This window comes from Acuticoccus yangtzensis (assembly GCF_001927245.1).
Taxonomy (GTDB): Bacteria; Pseudomonadota; Alphaproteobacteria; order Rhizobiales; family Amorphaceae; genus Acuticoccus; species Acuticoccus yangtzensis.
The window spans coordinates 132,960-151,752 of sequence record NZ_MJUX01000009.1 but is presented as its reverse complement, the minus strand read 5'-3'; the positions used below and the strand labels follow the sequence as shown (position 1 = coordinate 151,752).

The following is an 18,793-nucleotide window of genomic DNA, read 5'->3' as shown; positions in this document are numbered from 1 at the left end:
ATGCGATTTCTCCGCGGTGAGGGGCTCGCTCTCCTCGCAGCATCGACACTGGTGGCGGCGCTCATCGTGGTGCCGCTCGCTCTGTTGCTGGCGCAGGGTCTCACCGTGGGCGGCGGGCTGTCACTCGCCCCGGTGGTGGAGGCTCTCAACAGTCGCGCGGTGCAGCGCGCGCTCGTCAACAGCCTCGATTCGGCGCTCTTCTCGGCGCTGCTGGCGACGATGGCCGGCACGCTTCTCGCCCTTCTCGTCGGCCTGACGGACATCAGGGCGAAGGGCCTCTTCGTGTTCCTTCTGCTGATCCCGATGATGATCCCGCCCCACGTCACCGCGATCGCGTGGATCCAGGCGGCGGGACCGGCGAGTCCTCTCTTGCGCAGCGTCGGCCTTGCGCCGGAGATCGGCACGACACACCCGCTCTATTCGCGCGGCGGTGTGATCGCGCTGCTGGCCCTTCAGCACATGCCGCTGGCTTTCCTGGTGGTCCGCGCCGCGCTGAGGTCGCAGCCGCGCGAATTGTCCGAAGCGGCGCGGATCGCCGGATCCGGCCCGCTGCGGGTGATGCGACGCATCGTGCTGCCGCTGCTGGCACCGGCGATCATCGCCGCATTCGCGCTCTCCTTCGTGTCGGCGCTTAAGAACTTCGGCATTCCGGCCCTGCTCGGCGTCCCGGCGAACTACGTCACGCTGCCGGTTCTCCTGTGGCAGCGCATGGTGAGCTTCGGCGTCTCGATCCTCCAGAACGTCGCCGTCATCGGGGCGATCATGATCGCCGTCGCGGTGGTGGCGACGGCCGTTCTCGCCTATGTGCAGCGCCGCTCGGGAGCCGCGCTCACCGGCCCGCCGCGCACGCCTCTGTCTTTTTCGCTCGGCCGGGCGCGTCCGCTGGTCGAGGCCGGGCTCGCGGCCTTCATCGTCGGCGTGGTCGCGCTCCCTCTCGCCGCGCTGCTCGCCACCTCTCTGGTGCAGACCTACGGCCTCGCCCTCACGCCCCAAACGGCCACCCTCGCCAATTTCGTCGAGGTCGTTTGGCGCCAGGGTGTGACGCTTCGGGCGTTCGCCAACTCGTCGCTGGCGGCAGGCGGGGCGGCGCTGGTTCTCGCCGGGCTGGCGGTGGTGTTGGCCCATCCGGCACATCGGCCGGGTGCGCCACGGCGGGTGGCAGGGGCGGTGGGCGCGCTGGCGGACGTGTCCTACGCGCTTCCGGGGATCGTGGTGTCGATCGCGTTCATCATCACCTTCGTGGCGCCGCTCCCGCTCATCAATGCGTCGATCTACAACACGCTTCTCATCATCGCGCTGGCCTATGTGGCGGCGTTCCTCGCCATCGCCGTGAAGCCCGTGGCGGTCGCCTTCGCCCAGCTCGATCCGGCGTTGGAGGACGCCGCACGCGTGGCCGGGGCCGGCTACGGGTGGCGCATGGCGCGGATCATCGGCCCGCTGGTCGCCCCCGCCGCGGCGTCGGCCGCGATCCTGGTCTTCCTGACCGCCTACAATGAGATCACCGTCTCGGCTCTTCTCTGGTCGTTCGGGAACGAGACCATCGGCACCACCATCTTCAACTACGAGGACGGCGGCTACACGACGCTCGCCGCCGCAACCAGCACGGTGACCGTCGTCGCGACGCTCGCCCTGATGCTGGTGCTGGACAAGATGGGGCGGCGCCTGCCGCCCGGCGCCGTGCCTTGGCGCTGAGCTGCGCCGAGGGGGTCTGCCGACGGGTGACCCGCCGCTAGACGGGTGCATCGGCAGATGCGGTCAAGCGGGCAAGACCCACCCGCCGACGATCGCCATCCGCACCAGCGCGCCGGGAGGCGGCGGGGTGTGGGCGTGGACCTGAACGATGCCGAGGCCGCTCACCTCCACCTCCAGCTCGAAGAGTCCGCCGCGCCAGACAGCGCGCCGCACCGTTCCGGTCCACCCGCCGCTCTCGTCCAGCGTGACGTCGGCAGGGCGCAGCAGGACGCGGACCGCGCCGTCCGCGGCGTTTCCCTCGCAGGCGATGGCAGCCTCACCCGCCCCCAGGCGCACCAGGGCCTCACCGCCCTCGCGGCGGATCATCGTTCCGTCCACCACCGCGCCGCGGCCGATGAAACGGGCGACAGTCTCGCTCGCGGGCCGGCGATAAAGCGTCACCGGGTCGGCGACCTGCAGAACGCGCCCGTGGTCCATCACGGCGATGCGGTCGGCCAGCGCCATCGCCTCGCGCTGGTCGTGCGTGATGTAGACCGTGGTGGCCCCGCTGGCGTCGTGGATGCGCGAAAGCTCGTTCTCCATCGTCTCGCGCAAGTGCGGGTCGAGGTTGGCGAGAGGCTCATCCATCAGGAGGACGTCGGCGTTCGAGGCGAGGCAACGGGCCAGCGCCACGCGCTGCTGCTGCCCGCCGGAGAGGGCCGCAGGTCGGCGCTCCGCAAAGGCGCTCAGCTCCACCGTGGCGAGGGCCTCTTCTGCCCGCGCGCGCGCCTCCCGCCGCGACGCACCGCCCGCCTCCACGACGAAGGCGACGTTCTGAAGAACGTCCATATGCGGCCACAGGGCGTAGGACTGGAAAACCATCGCAACGCCCCGCTCCTCCGGCGGGACCATCCTGCCGCTTCCGGCCACGGCGCGCCCGGCGAGCCTGATCGCCCCGGCGTCCGGCGTCTCCAGCCCGGCGAGCAGGCGCAGCAGGGTGCTCTTGCCGCTCCCCGACGGGCCGAGAACGCAAAAGAACTCGCCGCGGGCGACGGCGAGGTCGACGTGGTCGACGGCGGCGCGTCCGCCGAAACGCTTCACCAGTCCGTCGACTGCGATGCCAGGGTCGGCGCAGTCCGGACGGATGGCTTGGTCTTCACTCATGGAACGGCATTTCCGGCACAAAGGCTAACGGGGGATGAGAACGAGGGACGATGCATCCCCGCGCCATAACGCAAATGCAAGACGAAGGGATGTCCTCCCCGCCGCCGCCTTTCCGCGCGCCTTTCCGCGCGCATCGCCGCGGGCGCGACGTCAGACGGTCGACAGTACGTGAATGACGTAGAATTCGCGCTGGTCCACATGCCGGACCTTCAGCCCGCCAGCCTCGGCCGCACGGACGAAGCGGGAGGCGGCCGCGTCCCCGGTGAGCGGCGTATCGGTCTCGCCGCGCCAGTTGACCGTGATGATCTCCCCGCCCGGTGCGAGACTGCCGGCGGACAGGCGCGCAGAGGCATCGACCTCTTCCGCCTGGAGGAAATAGAGCACTTCCGAGAGGACGATGAGGTCGTAGCGACCGGGCGGCCAGCTTTCCGGCACCTCCAGCCGATCGAACCGAACGTTGCGCGCCGTGCAGTTGCTCTTCGCATGGCGCAGCGCTTCGGCCGAAACGTCGACCGCGAGGAGCGTGTCGCAGCGCTCCGCCAGCGCCGCGCTCATGACGCCGATCGAGCAGCCGATTTCCAGCACGCTGCCGTATCGCTCGCGGGGCAGGGCCGCTAACGTCGCCGCGTACTTCTCGCGCTCGTAATCACTGGTGCACACGTTCCACGGGTCGTCGTGCGCGCTATAGAGGTCGTCGAACACCCGTTCGCGGTCGCTCATCCCTGCGCACCGCCCGCCGATGCGATGAAGATCTCGTCACAGTCGGCGAAATGGTCGACGAGCGTGGGCGGCATGACGAACCCGCTCGGGTCATCGTCGATGAGAGGCGTGAGCTGGGAGCGATAGCAGTCCATCGCCTCCAACTTGCGCGCGCGCCACTGGCCCGGCGGGAAGCGCCTGATGTCGTCGGCGCGCAGGTCCGCCGCCGCGTCGCCGAACCGGCCCCATACGGCATATTCCAGAAAGGTGCGAAGGGATGCGCCCATGCGCTCCGCCACCTGGTCGGCGATGCGCGCCGCGGCTTGGTGATCGCAGTGCGGATCGTGCCGCCACGTGGTCCACAAGGTCGTGCATTCCGTCCGCTCGGCGAGATCGCACAGGCGGGTGAGCACGGCCTCGTCCGCGGCGGCTTCCGCAAGGCGCGTGTCGGGAAGGCCGAATGTGGCCGTCCGCAGCGTGCCCGGCGCGCCGTGCGGCCTCAGATGGGTGACCGCGGCGGCGAATTCGGACCGGCGCAGCGCGGCGAGGCGGACGGGGGGGTAGAGGGCCGACGCCGGGTGCGAGGCGTCGCCATCGGTCATCAGCGCGATCGTTACATCGCGCCCCCATTCCAGCGCGGCGGCGATCGCGGCCCCGCAGCCGAGAGTCTCGTCGTCCGGGTGGGGTGCGATCACGAGGATCGTCCCTTTCGGCGCGGCCAGGGCATCGAGCGTCGACGGTGGGACCGTGGCGGCCTTGTCGAGGAGCACGCCCTCGGGACGATCGGGTACGCTCACAGCTCGTCCGCCCGTGCATGGCACACGGCGAGGGCACGAACGGCTCTCGCGCGTTTCGCGTCCGGCGCGGCCTGGCGGATGTAGAGCCCGAGGTCGCGGCGGATCCGCTCGATCGCCGTACCCTCCATGAAGGCTGCGGTGCCCACAGCCTGCTCGACCGCATGGATGACGCACGAGCACGCCGCCTCTGTCGCCTGCCGGGCCAGGAGCGCGTATGCGGCGGCGTTTTCGCCCGACCGCGGATCGGCGCGCTCGACCCTTTCGGCGGCCGCCTCGATCCAGAGCCGGGCCCCTTCGCACGCCACCGCCGCGTCGGCGACGCGAAGCTGTTGGAGCGGTGCATCGAGCTGACCGCGGTCGCCGAGGTGGTTCAGCATTTCGGCGTAGAGCGCCTCTGCTCCGCCGAGGTGGGCCGCGCAATAGCGCCAGACGCCACCTTCAAAATGCGGTTCGCGAAACAGCGCGTCGGGCTCGCCGACGGGGACGACGTCGGCGCCCCTCAGACCGTCGAGGCGATAGGTGCCAGAGGCGGTCGCGCGCATGCCGGACGCGGTCCAGGCACCGGGATCTTGTCGATCGACATCGTCGGCGGGAACGAGACAGAGCTGCGTGCCGGCTTGCCTCTTCGCCGTGACGAGGGCTGCACCCACGAGGCCGAGGCCGGAGGCGAAGCGCTTGCTTCCCGTCAGCCCGTCACCGTCGAAGACGACGGGGCTTGCCCCGTCCGCGCCCCAGACGCCGAGCAGCAATCCGCGGCGTACGCGGTCGAAGACTTCGGCTCGCACACCGGGGTCGGCATAGAGCGCCAGGAGCTTCACCGCGTTCACGTGGCCTTCGAAGAGGCGCGCGACCGAGAGGTTCGCCCGCCCCAAGGCGCGCAGGAGCGTCACTGCCGCGTTGGTGTGGCGATGCCCGGTGCCGAGCCCTGACCCACCGGCCTGGACGGGAAGGGGCGCGACCAACAGGCCGGCGCGCCTCAGCTCTGCAACGTCCGCTGCGAGGGTGTGGCCCGCGCCGTCGGCAGCGGCGGCATTCGCGCGGATCGCCGACAGGCCGTCGGCGAAGGGCGCCAGATCGTCGTCCGGCGCGGCATGCGCTGCGGCCTCAAGCATCGCAACGGCCGATGGCGAGGATGCGTGTTTCGATGTCTCTCATCCCGAGCCCTGTTTGCGCACTCAGCGCTTTGTTAAGCCGCGCGGCCGTGCCGAGTTCCACCTTCGCCTCCTCGGCCGTCATCGGGCGAACCGGGGGCATGGCCCGGCGCAGGGCCGCCCACCGTCGCCCCAGCGGACGGGTGGAGGGCAGAAGCAGCGACACCGGCACCTCCAACTTTTGCGCCAAGAGCAAGGCATGGGCGCTGTCACCCTCGCCGGCGAGCAGGCGATAGGCGAGCGCCAGCCAGGCGAACCGCATCGTCGGCAGGAAGGCACCGTCGCAGACGATGTGTCCGTTGCGGCGGGCAGAGAGCGTGTCGGCCATGCCGCCTCGGGCGCGGCCGGAAAGGCGCGTGGAGGTGCGCACGGCCGCCGTCGGCGCGTAGGCGACCGTCTCGCCGCTCTCGATGAAGCGGTCCGCCAAGGCGCGGTCCTCGGATGCGGGGAGGGCGGGAAGGCCGCCGACAGCATCGTAGGCGCAGGCGCGCATCGCCATGCTGGCGCTGCCGGGGGCGAGGCCGAGGACTTGCGGCCGGCCCGGCACGATCGCCGCCCACAGCGCCGCCTGCGCCGCGGCGAGCGACTGCTCGAGCCGTGCGGTGGCCGCCGAACGAGGGTCGAGCGACGCGATCGTGGCAGGGCACAGGACCGGCCCGTAGGCCATCGCGGCACCCTGTGCGAGCGTGCTGGCGAGGGCGGAGGCCCATTGCGGCGCGACGTCGGTGTCCGCGTCGGTGGACAACAGAATCGCGTCGGGATCCGCCAGCGCCGCCCCGCAATCGAGGGCGAAGCGGCGGACGTGGCCGATGTCGGCGATAGGGTCGCTGAAGGTGGCGTCGCAAGCCAGGATGGGCACGCCGCCTGCGGCCGATGCCGCGGCGGCGATGCGAAAGGTCTCGTCCGCGCAGTTGTTCGCCACGACGAGGATGGCGCACCGGCTCCGGTCGAGGGCCGCGAGGCTTTCGCGCAGCGCGCCGAGGCAACGCGCCAGTGTCTCCGCCTCGTCGCGCGCGGGGACGCACGCGATCGCGGTGGGGCGATAGCGCCATGGGCGTGTCGCGATGGCATTGAGCTTCACCGCGCCGACGAACGGCGGCCGGCGCGTCTGTTCGGCCACCTGCTGCGCGGGATCGAAGTCCGGCTCTCGCGCCAGATGCGGCCGGGGAGCGGGTATGACGCGTGCCGCGGCGGCGGATCCGTCGAACATCACGGCTGGACCCCGCCGCGGTGGCTGTTCATGCAAGCCGGCACGACAAGACTTGGCGGCCGCACCGTTCGCAGCCTTCTCGGCCCCGCGATGGGCGAGACGCGGGCAACGTGACGGATGACCGGCCGGCCGAACGCAGCTCCGCGCACCGGGCCGCCACGGGTGAGGCGCGCGACGCGAGGGATCGCGCTCGGTCGAGGGATCGCCGACCCATGAACGTCGGTGTGCGGATCGAGGTCGTTGGCGATAGGAACCCTGCCGGATCCGTCGTCGGTCGCTGCGCGCATCTTTGGGGTCCCCGGCGCCGCTGTTTCAGCGGCTGTCCGTGTGAGGGAGCGGACCGAGGCCCGCTCCCGAGCGATTTACATCTGTTCGGACTGCGCCGCCGAATCGGGCCGGGCCTTCCCGAGGGTGGGAACCTGACCATAAGGCTCGCCTTTGCGTACCGAGAACTCACCGCGGCCGTCCAGCGAGGGACCGGACGTCCAGCGCCCCTTGGGGGCGTCCTTGTCGAGCGAAGTGTTGCAGAAATAGTAGGAGTGCTCGACCGCCTCATGTTCCTCCGGCGTGGAGTTGGGGATCGGCAGAACCTTCTCGTACCCGCCGAGCTCCTCGATCACCGCGAGCCACTGCTGCTGGTGCATCGTGTCACGGGCGATGAGGAAGGACAGCATGTCCTTCATTCCGGCATCGTCGGTGAGGTTGTAGAGCCGCGAGGCGAGCACGCGGCCGCCGGCTTCCGCCGTGGCATTGGCCATCATGTCCGCGCCGATATTGCCGGTGGCGTAGATGTGGCTCATGTCGAACGGCGTGCCCACGCTGTTCACGGGCATGGCGGACAGGCCCGACGACAGGATATGGCGCGGGTTCTGGCCACCGAGGATCGCCGCGACCACGGGGTCCTTGGCCGCCTCGTCCTGCATGGACGCGGGCGCACCTTCCAGGTTGAGCGCGACGGCGTGGCCCAGGAATTCGATGTGCGACAGCTCTTCGGTCGCCGTCTGCATCAGCATGTCACGGTATTTGACCGGCCCGCGCGCGCCCATGGCCTGGAACATGTACTGCATGGCGACACGGATTTCGCCTTCGACGCCGCCGATCGCCTGTTGCAGGTACTTGGCAAATACCGGGTTCGGATTGTCGACTTTGACCTTGTATTGGAGCTTGGACGAGTGAAAGAACATGTTCGGCCTCCGTTAAGTCTCCGGTAAATCGCCCTCACGGTTATTGGTTCCTGGCGGTCCAAAATTCAGTTTGGAAGATTAATCTACTTAAATTCCGGCCCTTCTCGCCGCGCGAACATTGCGGGAGCGGCCGCTCGGGAGACAGATAAATAAGGCGAGCGGCGCCCGCGTCCGCGCTAGAATTGGGCTTCTGCGGCGGCTCGGAATGGTCGACGAAAATCGTACTCGCTTTAAAACCATGTGAAGGAACGGATCTCCCCCAGGTGGCATTGTCCGCTGGCACGGTTGCGCAGCTTGGATGCGTGCAGGGGGCTTCGTGAAAACGATATTGATTACCGGGGGCGCCGGATTCATCGGGTCCCACCTCGCGGCCGAACTTCTCGCTTGCGGCCATCACGTCCGGGTTCTCGACAACCTGGACAGGCAGGTCCACACGGATGGCGCGCGTCCATCCTATCTCGACCCGTCCGTCGAACTCATCGACGGCGATCTGCGCGACCCGGATGCGGTGCGCGCCGCGGTCTCGGGTGCGACGGACGTCTATCATCTCGCCTCGGCCGTCGGCGTCGGTCAGAGCATGTACGAGATCGAGCGCTACACGTCGGTCAACGAAGTCGGCACGGCCGTCCTTCTCGAAGCGCTGATCGACAGCGACGTCGAGCGCCTTCTCGTCGCCTCCTCCATGAGCATCTACGGCGAAGGCCTCGCCAAGGGGCGCCATGGCATCGTCGATCCGCCCGAGAGGCGGCTGTCGCAGCTCAAGGCGGGGCAGTGGGAATTGCAGGGGCCGGACGGCGAAATTCTGGAGCCGCTGCCAACGACGGAAGACAAGCGCCCCGCCCTGTCCTCCATCTACGCCCTGAACAAGTTCGCGCAGGAGCGGATGAGCCTGATCTTCGGCCGCGCCTACGAGCGCAAGGTCACCGCGCTCCGATTCTTCAACGTGTACGGTCCGAACCAGGCGCTCTCGAACCCCTACACGGGCGTGCTCGCGATCTTCGGCGCGCGGCTCCTCAACGGCAAGCCGCCGATGGTCTTCGAGGACGGGTTGCAGAGGCGTGACTTTGTCCACGTGCGGGATGTCGCGCGGGCATGCCGGCTGGCGCAGGAGGCAGACGCGGCGTCAGGCGGCGTCTTCAACATCGGGTCCGGCGAGGGGCGGACCATCGTCGAGATCGCGCGGAAGCTGGCGGTGGCCGCGGGGCGCGAGGATCTCGTCCCCCACTGCACCGGCAAGTACCGCGCGGGGGATATTCGCCACTGCTTCGCCGATATCTCGCTGGCGCGGCGCGTCATCGGGTTCGAGCCGGGCGTCGCGTTCGAGGACGGTCTGGTGGAGCTGGCGGAGTGGCTCTCCACCCAGGTCGCCGTCGACCGGGTCGACGATGCGACGGCCGAACTCGCGCGCCGGGGTCTCGTCGCGTGAGCCGGATCGCGCGCAAAGGCGACCTCGGCGTCGTCGAATGGTTCCGTCCCGGCGAGCAGGACCGCGTTCCGGTCGTCCTCGACAAGATGGCAGCGATCGGCGCCACGCGGCTGCGGACCGGAGTCTCGTGGGCCGATTGGTTCCGTCCGGAAGGGCCGGATTGGTTCGATTGGCTGATCCCGGAACTGGCGCGGCATGTGGAGTTGCTGCCCTGCTTCCATTATACGCCGCCCTCGCTCGGCATCGTGGACCGCTCCAACGCGCCGCCGCGCGAGCCGAAGGCCTACGCCGACTTCCTGGACGTCTTCGTCACCCGTCACGGATCCTGTTTCGACTGGGTGGAGCTTTGGAACGAGCCGAACAATCTCCTCGACTGGGATTGGAGGCTCGATCCCGAGTGGACCATCTTCGCCGAAATGATCGGCGGTGCGGCCTATTGGATGCACCAGCGCGGCAAGAAGGTGCTGCTCGGCGGCAACTGCCCGACCGACCTCAATTGGCTGCGTCACATGACCGGCCTCGGGCTGCTGGAACACGTCGATGCGCTCGGCGTGCATGCCTTTCCGGGGACGTGGTCGATCGACTGGACCGGCTGGGCCGACGAGCTGGCCGGCATCCGCAAGACCTTGAACGAGGCCGGCTGTGAGCGGCCGCTGTGGATCACCGAGGCGGGCTTCTCCACCTGGCGGCATGACGAGGCCGGGCAGGCGCGCGAGCTTCTCGCCGCCGTCGACGCGCAGGCCGACCGCCTCTACTGGTACGCGCTGGAGGATCTCGCGGCGGACGTGCCCACGCAGCAGGGTTTCCACGTCGACGAGCGGCACTATCACATGGGCCTGTTCCGTGCTGACCACAGCCCGAAGCTCGCCGCGCGGGCGCTCGCAGCCGGCGGGGTGGAGCGTCTTGCGCAGACCGTGGCGCTTGCGCGGCCGCAGGTCCGCACCGCAACGCCTCGCGTCGTCGTCACCGGGGGCGCCGGCTTCCTCGGCTCCAACCTCGTCGACCAGCTCGCCGCTGACGGTCAGGATGTCGTCGTGCTCGACAGCCTCGCGCGCGACCGGGTCGAGGAGAACGCGCACTGGCTGACGTCCCGGCACCGCCACCGTATTGCGTTCGAGGTGGGCGACGTGCGCGACCCCTTCGTCGCCGCCGACGCGATCAAGGGGGCGAGCGCCGTGATCCACCTCGCCGCACAGGTGGCGGTGACGACGAGCGTCGCCGACCCCGTGCACGACTTCGAGGCGAACGCCCGCGGCACGCTGAACGTGCTCGAGGCGGTGCGTCACGGTGCGCCCGACGCGCCGGTCCTGTTCGCCTCCACCAACAAGGTCTACGGCGAGCTGATCCCGCGGGACGAGATGGTGCGCGAGGGGGACCGCTACGTGCCGCGCGATCCAGCCCGCCGCGGTGGGCTCGACGAGACGACGCCGCTCTCCTTCCACAGCCCCTATGGCTGCTCCAAGGGCGTCGCCGACCAGTATGTGCTCGACTATGCGCGGGTCTACGGCCTCAAGAGCGTCGTGATGCGCATGTCCTGCCTCTACGGGCCGCGCCAGTTCGGCACCGAGGACCAGGGGTGGGTCGCGCACTTCCTGATCTGCGCGCTGACGGGCCGGCCGATCACCATCTTCGGCGACGGCTATCAGGCCCGTGACGTCCTTTATGTGGACGACGCCGTCTCCGCCTACCGCGCGGCGATGAAGGAGATCGACTCCACCGCCGGGCGCGCCTTCAATCTGGGCGGCGGGCCGCGCAACGTCTTCAGCCTGCGCGAACTGATCGCCCTCATCCCGGATATTGCCGGCGTCGCGCCCGAGGTGGGCTATGCGCCGTGGCGGCCGAGCGATCAGGCCTGGTACGTTTCCGATACCCGCGCCATCTCCGCCGCCACGGGTTGGCAACCGCACATCAGTGCGCCCGACGGTCTCAACCGTCTCGCCGACTGGCTGCGCACGGCGGTTCCCGACGCGCTGGCCGCCGCGCCGAAGGAGAAGCTCGCATGAGGGTGGCGCTCGTCAATCCGCGCTGGACGTTCGACGGCAGCATCTACTTCGGCTGCCGCGAGCCTCACCTGCCGCTCGAGCTGGGCGCGGCGAAGGCGCTGTTGGAGCGGGCGGGCCACACCGCGACGATCGTAGACGCGCACATGTTCGACCTGCCGCACGAAGAGATGGCGGGGCAGGTGCGTGCGTTCGGCCCCGACATGGTCGTGGTGACGACGGCGCCGACTTATCTCTTCTGGCGCTGCGCCCAGCCGGAGCTGCGCGTACCGCAGGAGGCTCTCGCCGCGATGGCGGACATCGCCGCGCTGAAGGTGGCGGTCGGCCCGCATTCCTCCACCACGCCCTACGCCGCGATGGAGAAGCTCGCCGTCGACATCGCGGTGATGGGCGAGTGCGAGGAGGCGATCGTCGAGATCGCGGGCGGGCGGCGCGACGTCGTCGGCACCGCCGTGCGCGAGGACGGCGGCGTGCGGGTGATCGGCGGCCCGTTGGCGACGTCCTTCAAGGATCTGCCGGCGCTGCAATGGGGGCCGGAGTGGCTGGCGCGGCATCACCACCATCACCACAGGTTCGACCGCGAGCCGGACGGGCCGGGTGCCGAGGTGGAGGCGTCCCGCGGGTGCCCGTACCACTGTACCTTCTGCGCGAAGGAGAACTTCCGTGACGTCTATCGCCGCCGTGATCTCGGTGCGCTCCTCGCCGAGATCGACGGGCTGATCGCCGCCGGTGCGCGCTACATCTACTTCGTCGACGAGATCTTCCTGCCCAACCGGCCGCTTCTGACGGCCCTCGCGGCGCGGGACATCACGTTCGGCGTGCAGACGCGCATCGACCTTTGGAAGCCCGACATGATCCGCCTTCTGGGCGAGGCGGGCTGCGTCTCGGTCGAGGCGGGCGTGGAGAGCCTGACGCCCGAGGGTCGCGATGCGCTGGACAAGAGGTGCAAGCTGACGACGGACGAGCTTGCCGAATTGCTCGTCGTGGCGAAGGAGGTGATCCCCTTCGTGCAGGCCAACCTCATCGAGGTGCCGGACGACGACGATGCGTTGGTCGAGGCGTGGCGGTCGCGGCTGCGCGGTGCGGGCGTCTGGGCCAACGACCCGGTGCCGCTGTTCCCTTATCCAGGCTCGCCCGACTACCGCAAGCTCTGGGGGCTGCCCGACGACGGCGCATGGGAGCGCGCGGTCGACTACTATATCGACGCCTACACCGACTTCAGCGACGTTCAGGAGGGGCGGCCTGTCCCCTTGTCCCAACTGGAGCGTCATTCATGACGCGGCGGCTGCCGAAACGGGTCCTGATGACGGCCGACTGTGTCGGCGGGGTGTGGACCTACGCGATGGAGCTTGCGGCCGGGCTCGTCGAGCGCGACGTCTCCGTGGTGCTGTTCGTCTCCGGCGACGCGCTGCCGCCGCACAAGATGCTGGAGGCCGGCCGGCTCGACAATCTCACGCTCGTGCGCAGCGAGTTGAAGCTGGAGTGGATGGAAGGGTGCGAGGCGGACATCGCCGAAACCGACGCCATCCTGCGCGATCTCGAAGCCGAGGTTCGTCCCGACATCGTTCACGTCAACGGTTATGCCAACGCGGCGGCCGGCTTCTCTGCCCCGGTCGTCGCGGTCGCACACAGTTGCGTGGACACGTGGTGGCGCGCCTGCCGCGGCGAGCCTGCACCGGCCGACTGGGACGGGTATCGCGAACGTGTGGCCCGCGGTCTCGCCGCCGCGTCGGCGGTGGTCGCGCCGACACGTGCGCACGCCGATGCGCTGCGCCAAGCGCACGGCACCCGGAGCGACGTGCACGTGATCCACAATGGACGCGACCCCGCCGGATTCGCGCCCGCCGCGAAGGCGCCGCGCGTTCTGGCGGCGGGGCGTCTGTGGGACGAGGCGAAGAACATGCGCGTGCTCGCCGATGTCGCGCGGGCAGGCGTGCCGATCGCGCTTGCGGGCGACGCGAGGGACCGGCCGGCGGAGGCGGAGGGGCTGAGCTGGCTGGGCGCCCTGGAGCCTGCCGATCTCGAACGGCACATGGCGCAGTCGGCCGTGTTCGTCGCCCCGGCGCTGTACGAGCCGTTTGGGCTCGCGGTGCTGGAGGCGGCGCTGTGCGAATGCGCTCTCGTCGTCGGCGACATCCCGACGATGCGCGAGCTGTGGGACGGCGCCGCGACCTTCGTCGACCCGCGCGACCCGGACGCGATCGCCGCCGCCCTGCGGCGACACCTTGCCGATCCGGATCATGCGCGCGCGGCGGGCCGGGTCGCACGCCAACGCGCCCTTCGCTATTCGCGCCGGGCGATGGCGGAACGCTATCTCGCTCTCTACGCCGGGCTGATGGCGGCGGCCGGCCCGCTGCGGGTGGCGGCCGAATGAGGATCCTGTTCGCCGTTCACGCCGCCGCATCCTGCTGGAACAACGGCAACGCGCATTTCTTGCGCGGCGTCGTCACCGCGCTTCAGGCCGCCGGCCACGACGTCGCGGTCCTGGAGCCGGCCGACGGCTGGAGCAGGGCCAACCTCCTCGCGGACGCGGGGGAGGACGCATTCGCCGCGTTCGCCCATACGTTCCCGACGATCATCCCGGACCTTTACACCTCGATCGAGGATGCGGTGGAGAAGGTCGAGGCCTATGGCCCGGATCTCGTCGTCGTCCACGAGTGGAACGAGCCGGCGCTCGTGAACGCGCTCGGGCGGCTGCGCAAGCGGGCCGCGCCGTTCGTCCTCCTCTTCCACGACACGCACCACCGGGCCGTGTCGGCACCGCAGGAGCTGTCGCGCTTCGACCTCTCCGGCTACGACGGCGTCCTCGCCTTCGGTGCGGTCATCGCCGAGATCTATGCGCGGCGCGGCTGGGGCAACCGCGTATGGACCTGGCACGAGGCGGCCGACACGCGCCTGTTCCGCCCGCTTCAGGCCGAGAAGACAGGCGACCTGGTCTGGATCGGCAACTGGGGCGACGATGAGCGCTCGGACGAACTCGCCGAGTTCCTGCTCGCGCCGTCCGCCCGCCTCGGCCTCGCCAGCACCATCTACGGCGTGCGCTATCCGGACGTCGCGTTGTCGGCTTTGGCGGCGCGCGGAATCCACTATGGCGGCTGGCTCGCCAACCACCGCGCGCCGGAGGTCTTTGCGCGTCACCGCGTGACCGTCCACGTTCCGCGGCGGCACTATGCGCGCACGCTGCACGGGATCCCCACCATCCGCGTGTTCGAGGCGCTCGCGTGCGGCATCCCCCTCGTCAGCGCACCATGGCGCGACGACGAGGGGCTGTTCCCTGAGGGCGCCTATCTCACCGCACGAAACGGGGACGAGATGGAGCGCCACCTCGCCGCCGTGCTCGCGGATCCGGACCTTTCCGGCGCGCTGGTGCAGACCGGCCTCGCCGTCATCGCGGACCGGCACACCTGCGACCATCGCGCGGCCGAGCTTCTCGCCGTCCACGACGCCATCGCGTCGCCCACACCTGCCCTCAGAGCCGCGCCATGAATTTCGCCTTCTTCGGATCGAGCCTCGTCTCCGCCTATTGGAACGGCGCGGCCACCTACTATCGCGGCCTCCTGAAGGCGCTGGCCGATCGCGGTCACGCCGTCGCCTTCTACGAACCGGACGCCTTCGGCCGGCAGGAGCACCGGGACATGCCCGACCCGGACTGGGCGCGCGTCGTGGTCTATGCGCCTGACGTGGCGGCGATGGAGCGGTGTCTCGAAGAGGCGAGCGCGTGGGCCGATGTCCTGGTGAAGTGCAGCGGCGTCGGCGTGCTCGACCGCGAGCTCGAAGCGGCGGTGGCCGCGCTGGGCGGCGGCCGTCGCTCCACCATCTTCTGGGACGTCGACGCGCCGGCGACGCTGGAGAGCATCGGCGCCGACCCCGCCGACCCGATGCGCAATCACATCCCGCATTATGACGCGGTCCTCACCTATGGCGGCGGCGCGGCCGTGGTGAGCGCCTACGAGGCGCTGGGCGCGCGCCGGTGCGTGCCGGTCTACAACGCCGTGGACCCCAATTCGCACCACCCGGTGCCGCCGCGGCCCGACTTCGCGTGCGATCTCGCCTTCCTCGGCAACCGGCTGCCGGACCGGGAAGCGCGCGTCGAGGACTTCTTCCTGTCGGCGGCCGCGCGCACGCCGGAGGGCTCCTTCCTTCTCGGCGGCAGCGGCTGGGAGGACAAGGCGATGCCGGCCAACGTGCGCCACCTCGGCCACGTCTACACCCGCGACCACAACGCGTTGAACGCTTCGGCGAAGGCGATCCTCAACATCAACCGCGACTCGATGGCCCGGTTCGGCGCTTCCCCGCCGACGCGCATCTTCGAGGCCGCGGGCGCAGGCGCCGCCATCATCTCCGACCGCTGGGCCGGCATCGAGGCGTTTCTGGAGCCCGGACGCGAGATCCTGCTCGCCTCCGACGGCGCCGAGGTGGCCGAGCACGTCGCAGCGCTGGACGCCGCAGCGGCCCATGCGATGGGCGAAGCGGCACGGCGCCGCGTCCTCGCCGCACACACCTACCGCCATCGCGCGGCGGAGGTCGAAGCGCTGCTCGACGGGCGCGGATCCTGGCGGGAGGCGGTCTGATGGCGCGGCTCGTCTTCATCGGCCTGTCGATAACATCGTCCTGGGGCAACGGACACGCCACCACCTATCGCGGCCTCGTCAAAGCGCTCGCCAGGCGGGGCCATGAGATCACCTTCCTGGAGCGGGACGTGCCGTGGTACGCGGCGAACCGCGACATGCCCGACCCGCCCTACTGCCGCACCGTGCTCTATGCCGACCTTGCCGATCTCGAGGCGAAAGGCGGCGCGGCGGTCGCGGAGGCGGACGCTGTGGTTGTCGGCTCCTACGTGCCCGAAGGGGTGGCGGTGGGCCGCTGGGCGCTCGACCGCGCGGCCGGGCCTGTGGCCTTCTACGACATCGACACGCCGGTGACGCTCGCCAAGCTCGCCGCGGGCGACGAGGCATATATCGACGCCGCACTGGTCGCTGACTACGCGCTTTACCTCTCCTTCACTGGAGGGCCGATGCTGGACCGGCTGAAGGCGATGGGAAGCCCGCAGGCCGCGGCGCTCTATTGCTCGGTCGATCCCGAGATCCACAAGCCGGTCGCGGTTCGCCGTCAGTGGCGGCTCGGCTATCTCGGCACCTATTCGCCCGATCGCCAGCCGACGGTGGAGGCGCTGCTCGTCGCACCGGCGCGTGATCTGGCCAATGATCGCTTCGTCGTCGCCGGGCCGCAATATCCGGAGACGATCGACTGGCCGCAGAACGTTTCGCGGATCGAGCATCTGCCACCGTCCGACCATGCCGCCTTCTACTGCGGGCAGGATTTCACCCTCAACGTCACCCGTGCGGACATGCGCGCTGCCGGTTATGCGCCGAGCGTGCGCCTGTTCGAGGCGGCGGCCTGCGGCGTCGCGATCATCAGCGACGCATGGCCGGGGCTGGAGACGATCCTGGCGCCGGAACGGGAGATCCTGATCGCCCACGATGCGCAGGAGGCGCGCCGCATCCTGGAGACGACGGACGGCGAGACGCGCGACGCGATCGCCGCCGCGGCGCGCCGGGCGGTGTTGGCGCGGCACACCTGCGACCACCGGGCGTCGGAGCTCGAAACGCTGTTGGACGCCGTTGGGCGCGGCGGTCGGACGACCGCGGCCGCATGATGACGCGGCCGGGCACCATCATCGAAGCGATCGACGCGCTGGCGCCGTGGTTCCACAATCTGCACCTGCCGGGCGGCGTGCAGACCGCGCCGAACCATCACTTCGGCGACTTCCCGCGCTTCAAGTGGCAGCCGATCGCGAGGCACGTGCCGGAGGATCTTACCGGCAAGCGCGTGCTCGACATCGGCTGCAATGCGGGCTTCTACAGCTTCGCGTTTGCAGAGCGCGGCGCGCAGGTGTTGGGGATCGACATCAATCCCCACTACCTCAAGCAGGCCAGGTGGGCGGCCGAAGTGCTCGGACTGGCTGGCCGCACGCGGTTCCAGAGCGGCACGGTCTACGATGTGCCCGAACTCGGCGAGGGGTTCGACATCATCGTTTTCATGGGGGTCTTCTACCACCTGCGCTACCCGATGCTCGCCCTCGACTGCGTGGCGCAGATGAAGCCCGAGCTCATGATCTTTCAGTCGCTCAGCTTCGGCGATCCGCACTCCGTCGCCGACACGGGCGGCGCGCGGTTCCAGGACAGGGATCGCCTGGAGGCACCCGGCTGGCCAAAGCTCGCCTTCATCGAGAAGGAGTTCTCGGGCGACCCCACCAACTGGTGGGTTCCGAACCGTGCCGCGATCCTGGCGATGCTGGCGACCGCCGGATTCTCCGTCTCCATGGAGCCGGGCGAGGAGACGTTCCTGTGCCACCACGACCCCGCCGCCGCGAGCGCGTGGTGGGACGAAAGCGAGTTCGCCGCCGCGCGGGGCCGCGGCAAATGCTGAACGTCGAACGCCGGACGCATCGTCCCGCGTATTGATCAGCGCCGCGTCCGCCGCACGGCCGGCCCGGCGGGACGACGCGATCGCCGATCTGGTCGGTCTCTGATGGCAACCGGTCGCATCGTCGTTCGTTTCGCATATGCGGCGACCAGTGTGGAGCCGAACATTTTAGGAGCAGGCGCAGCTGCGCCGTCCCCGATGCCTCCAGCGAGGATTATGGACGGTCCCAATGAAGGAGGATCACGGTGACTGGCGCACGAACCCTGAGCCACGTTCTCGACGATCTCGACAGCGCGTGCGGATCCGGTGACCCGGTTTCGGTCGACAAAGCAATCGAAACGCTCGGCCACCGCGGTTTCGGGCCGTTCCTGGTGGTTCCAGCCCTGCTCGAAATGTCGCCCATCGGCGCTATCCCCGGGCTCCCCACCATTCTCGCCGCTTTCATTGCGGTGATCGCGGTTCAGATGGTCGCCGGGCGTTCGCATCTTTGGCTTCCGCAATTCGTGGAGCGCCGGACGATCCGGGCCGAGCGGCTCAGCGGGGCGATTGAGACGATGCGGCCCGTGGCCAGGTGGTTCGACCGCTGGTTCCATGAGCGGCTGCCGAAATTCGCCGGACCGCAGGCGGTCAGGGTCGCCGCTGCTGCCTGTCTCGCCCTTTGTCTGACGGTTCCACCCCTGGAGCTCGTGCCTTTCGCAAGTACAGCGCCCATGGCGGCGATCGCGGCATTCGGTTTTGCCATCATGGTACGCGACGGCCTCCTGATGGCGATTGGCTTCGCGCTCACCGCGGGCGCGTTCGCTGCCGGCCTCGGCCTCCTCGGTGGCGGCTAAAATGCGCAGCGGCGGATGACTTAAGTTACATCCTGCGAAAATGACGGGCGTGGGCCTGAACGATCGCGTGAGGGTGTGGTTTCGACCACATCACTGCGGCGCCTCGTGAAAACCAATACGGACCGTTATCTGTCGCTGAAGCGGGCGGGTGAGAGTGCCTCCCGCTGACGCGCGCCCTATACCCTGCGTGTTCATGTAAGCCCCCGGGTTAGTCTGAGCCTCCGCGTCGCCA

The 18,793-nt window shown here is 69.5% G+C and carries 16 protein-coding genes; 10 read left to right on the top strand and 6 right to left on the bottom strand.

The window, feature by feature from the left end:
• Complete coding sequence (locus BIX52_RS19215; RefSeq protein WP_075222721.1) at positions 1–1,692, top strand: ABC transporter permease; 1,692 nt, start codon at positions 1–3, stop codon at positions 1,690–1,692.
• 63 nt (positions 1,693–1,755) lie between these two features.
• Here the strand turns inward: BIX52_RS19215 and BIX52_RS19210 are convergent, their stop codons facing one another.
• From BIX52_RS19210 to BIX52_RS19185, 6 genes are all read right to left on the bottom strand, one after another.
• Positions 1,756–2,835, bottom strand: a complete 1,080-nt coding sequence (locus tag BIX52_RS19210; protein ID WP_075222720.1) for an ABC transporter ATP-binding protein — start codon at positions 2,833–2,835, stop codon at positions 1,756–1,758.
• Between the two features lie 150 nt (positions 2,836–2,985).
• Entirely contained in the window at positions 2,986–3,555 is a 570-nt protein-coding gene (locus BIX52_RS19205; RefSeq protein WP_075222719.1) for a class I SAM-dependent DNA methyltransferase, read from the bottom strand.
• Positions 3,552–4,331: a PIG-L deacetylase family protein gene (locus tag BIX52_RS19200; RefSeq protein ID WP_157956230.1), complete on the bottom strand. Its 780-nt coding sequence runs from the start codon at positions 4,329–4,331 to the stop codon at positions 3,552–3,554. The genes BIX52_RS19205 and BIX52_RS19200 overlap by 4 nt, the downstream gene beginning before the upstream one ends.
• Positions 4,328–5,443, bottom strand: coding sequence for an acyl-CoA dehydrogenase family protein (locus BIX52_RS19195; RefSeq protein ID WP_083660522.1), 1,116 nt, complete (start codon positions 5,441–5,443; stop codon positions 4,328–4,330). The genes BIX52_RS19200 and BIX52_RS19195 overlap by 4 nt, the downstream gene beginning before the upstream one ends.
• Positions 5,436–6,692, bottom strand: coding sequence for a glycosyltransferase family 2 protein (locus BIX52_RS19190; protein WP_075222717.1), 1,257 nt, complete (start codon positions 6,690–6,692; stop codon positions 5,436–5,438). Before BIX52_RS19190 ends, BIX52_RS19195 begins: the two co-directional genes overlap by 8 nt.
• A gap of 362 nt (positions 6,693–7,054) precedes the next feature.
• Complete coding sequence (locus BIX52_RS19185) at positions 7,055–7,876, bottom strand: manganese catalase family protein (RefSeq protein ID WP_075222716.1); 822 nt, start codon at positions 7,874–7,876, stop codon at positions 7,055–7,057.
• Between the two features lie 316 nt (positions 7,877–8,192).
• Here BIX52_RS19185 and BIX52_RS19180 point away from each other — a divergent pair, with 316 nt between their 5' ends.
• The 9 genes from BIX52_RS19180 to BIX52_RS19140 all read left to right on the top strand — a co-directional run bounded on the left by BIX52_RS19180 (position 8,193) and on the right by BIX52_RS19140 (position 18,561).
• Positions 8,193–9,302 (top strand): NAD-dependent epimerase/dehydratase family protein, encoded by a 1,110-nt coding sequence (locus BIX52_RS19180; protein ID WP_208990498.1) that lies wholly within the window; start codon positions 8,193–8,195, stop codon positions 9,300–9,302.
• The gene (locus BIX52_RS19175) at positions 9,299–11,305 is read left to right on the top strand and encodes an NAD-dependent epimerase/dehydratase family protein (protein ID WP_245803237.1); all 2,007 of its coding nucleotides are present in this window, start codon (positions 9,299–9,301) and stop codon (positions 11,303–11,305) included. The genes BIX52_RS19180 and BIX52_RS19175 overlap by 4 nt, the downstream gene beginning before the upstream one ends.
• Positions 11,302–12,579 carry a TIGR04295 family B12-binding domain-containing radical SAM protein gene (locus tag BIX52_RS19170; protein WP_075222714.1) on the top strand — a complete coding sequence of 426 codons (1,278 nt, stop codon included), beginning with the start codon at positions 11,302–11,304 and terminating at the stop codon, positions 12,577–12,579. Before BIX52_RS19175 ends, BIX52_RS19170 begins: the two co-directional genes overlap by 4 nt.
• Positions 12,576–13,676: a glycosyltransferase family 4 protein gene (locus BIX52_RS19165; protein ID WP_170126412.1), complete on the top strand. Its 1,101-nt coding sequence runs from the start codon at positions 12,576–12,578 to the stop codon at positions 13,674–13,676. Before BIX52_RS19170 ends, BIX52_RS19165 begins: the two co-directional genes overlap by 4 nt.
• Positions 13,673–14,788, top strand: coding sequence for a CgeB family protein (locus tag BIX52_RS19160; protein WP_075222713.1), 1,116 nt, complete (start codon positions 13,673–13,675; stop codon positions 14,786–14,788). The genes BIX52_RS19165 and BIX52_RS19160 overlap by 4 nt, the downstream gene beginning before the upstream one ends.
• Positions 14,785–15,873, top strand: a complete 1,089-nt coding sequence (locus BIX52_RS19155) for a CgeB family protein (RefSeq protein ID WP_075222712.1) — start codon at positions 14,785–14,787, stop codon at positions 15,871–15,873. Before BIX52_RS19160 ends, BIX52_RS19155 begins: the two co-directional genes overlap by 4 nt.
• A complete protein-coding gene (locus BIX52_RS19150) occupies positions 15,873–16,958 on the top strand; it encodes a CgeB family protein (RefSeq protein ID WP_075222711.1) in 1,086 nt (361 codons plus the stop codon). Before BIX52_RS19155 ends, BIX52_RS19150 begins: the two co-directional genes overlap by 1 nt.
• Entirely contained in the window at positions 16,955–17,731 is a 777-nt protein-coding gene (locus tag BIX52_RS19145; RefSeq protein WP_075222710.1) for a TIGR04290 family methyltransferase, read from the top strand. The genes BIX52_RS19150 and BIX52_RS19145 overlap by 4 nt, the downstream gene beginning before the upstream one ends.
• A 242-nt stretch (positions 17,732–17,973) precedes the next feature.
• Complete coding sequence (locus tag BIX52_RS19140) at positions 17,974–18,561, top strand: exopolysaccharide biosynthesis protein (protein WP_075222709.1); 588 nt, start codon at positions 17,974–17,976, stop codon at positions 18,559–18,561.
• Positions 18,562–18,793 lie beyond the last annotated feature (232 nt).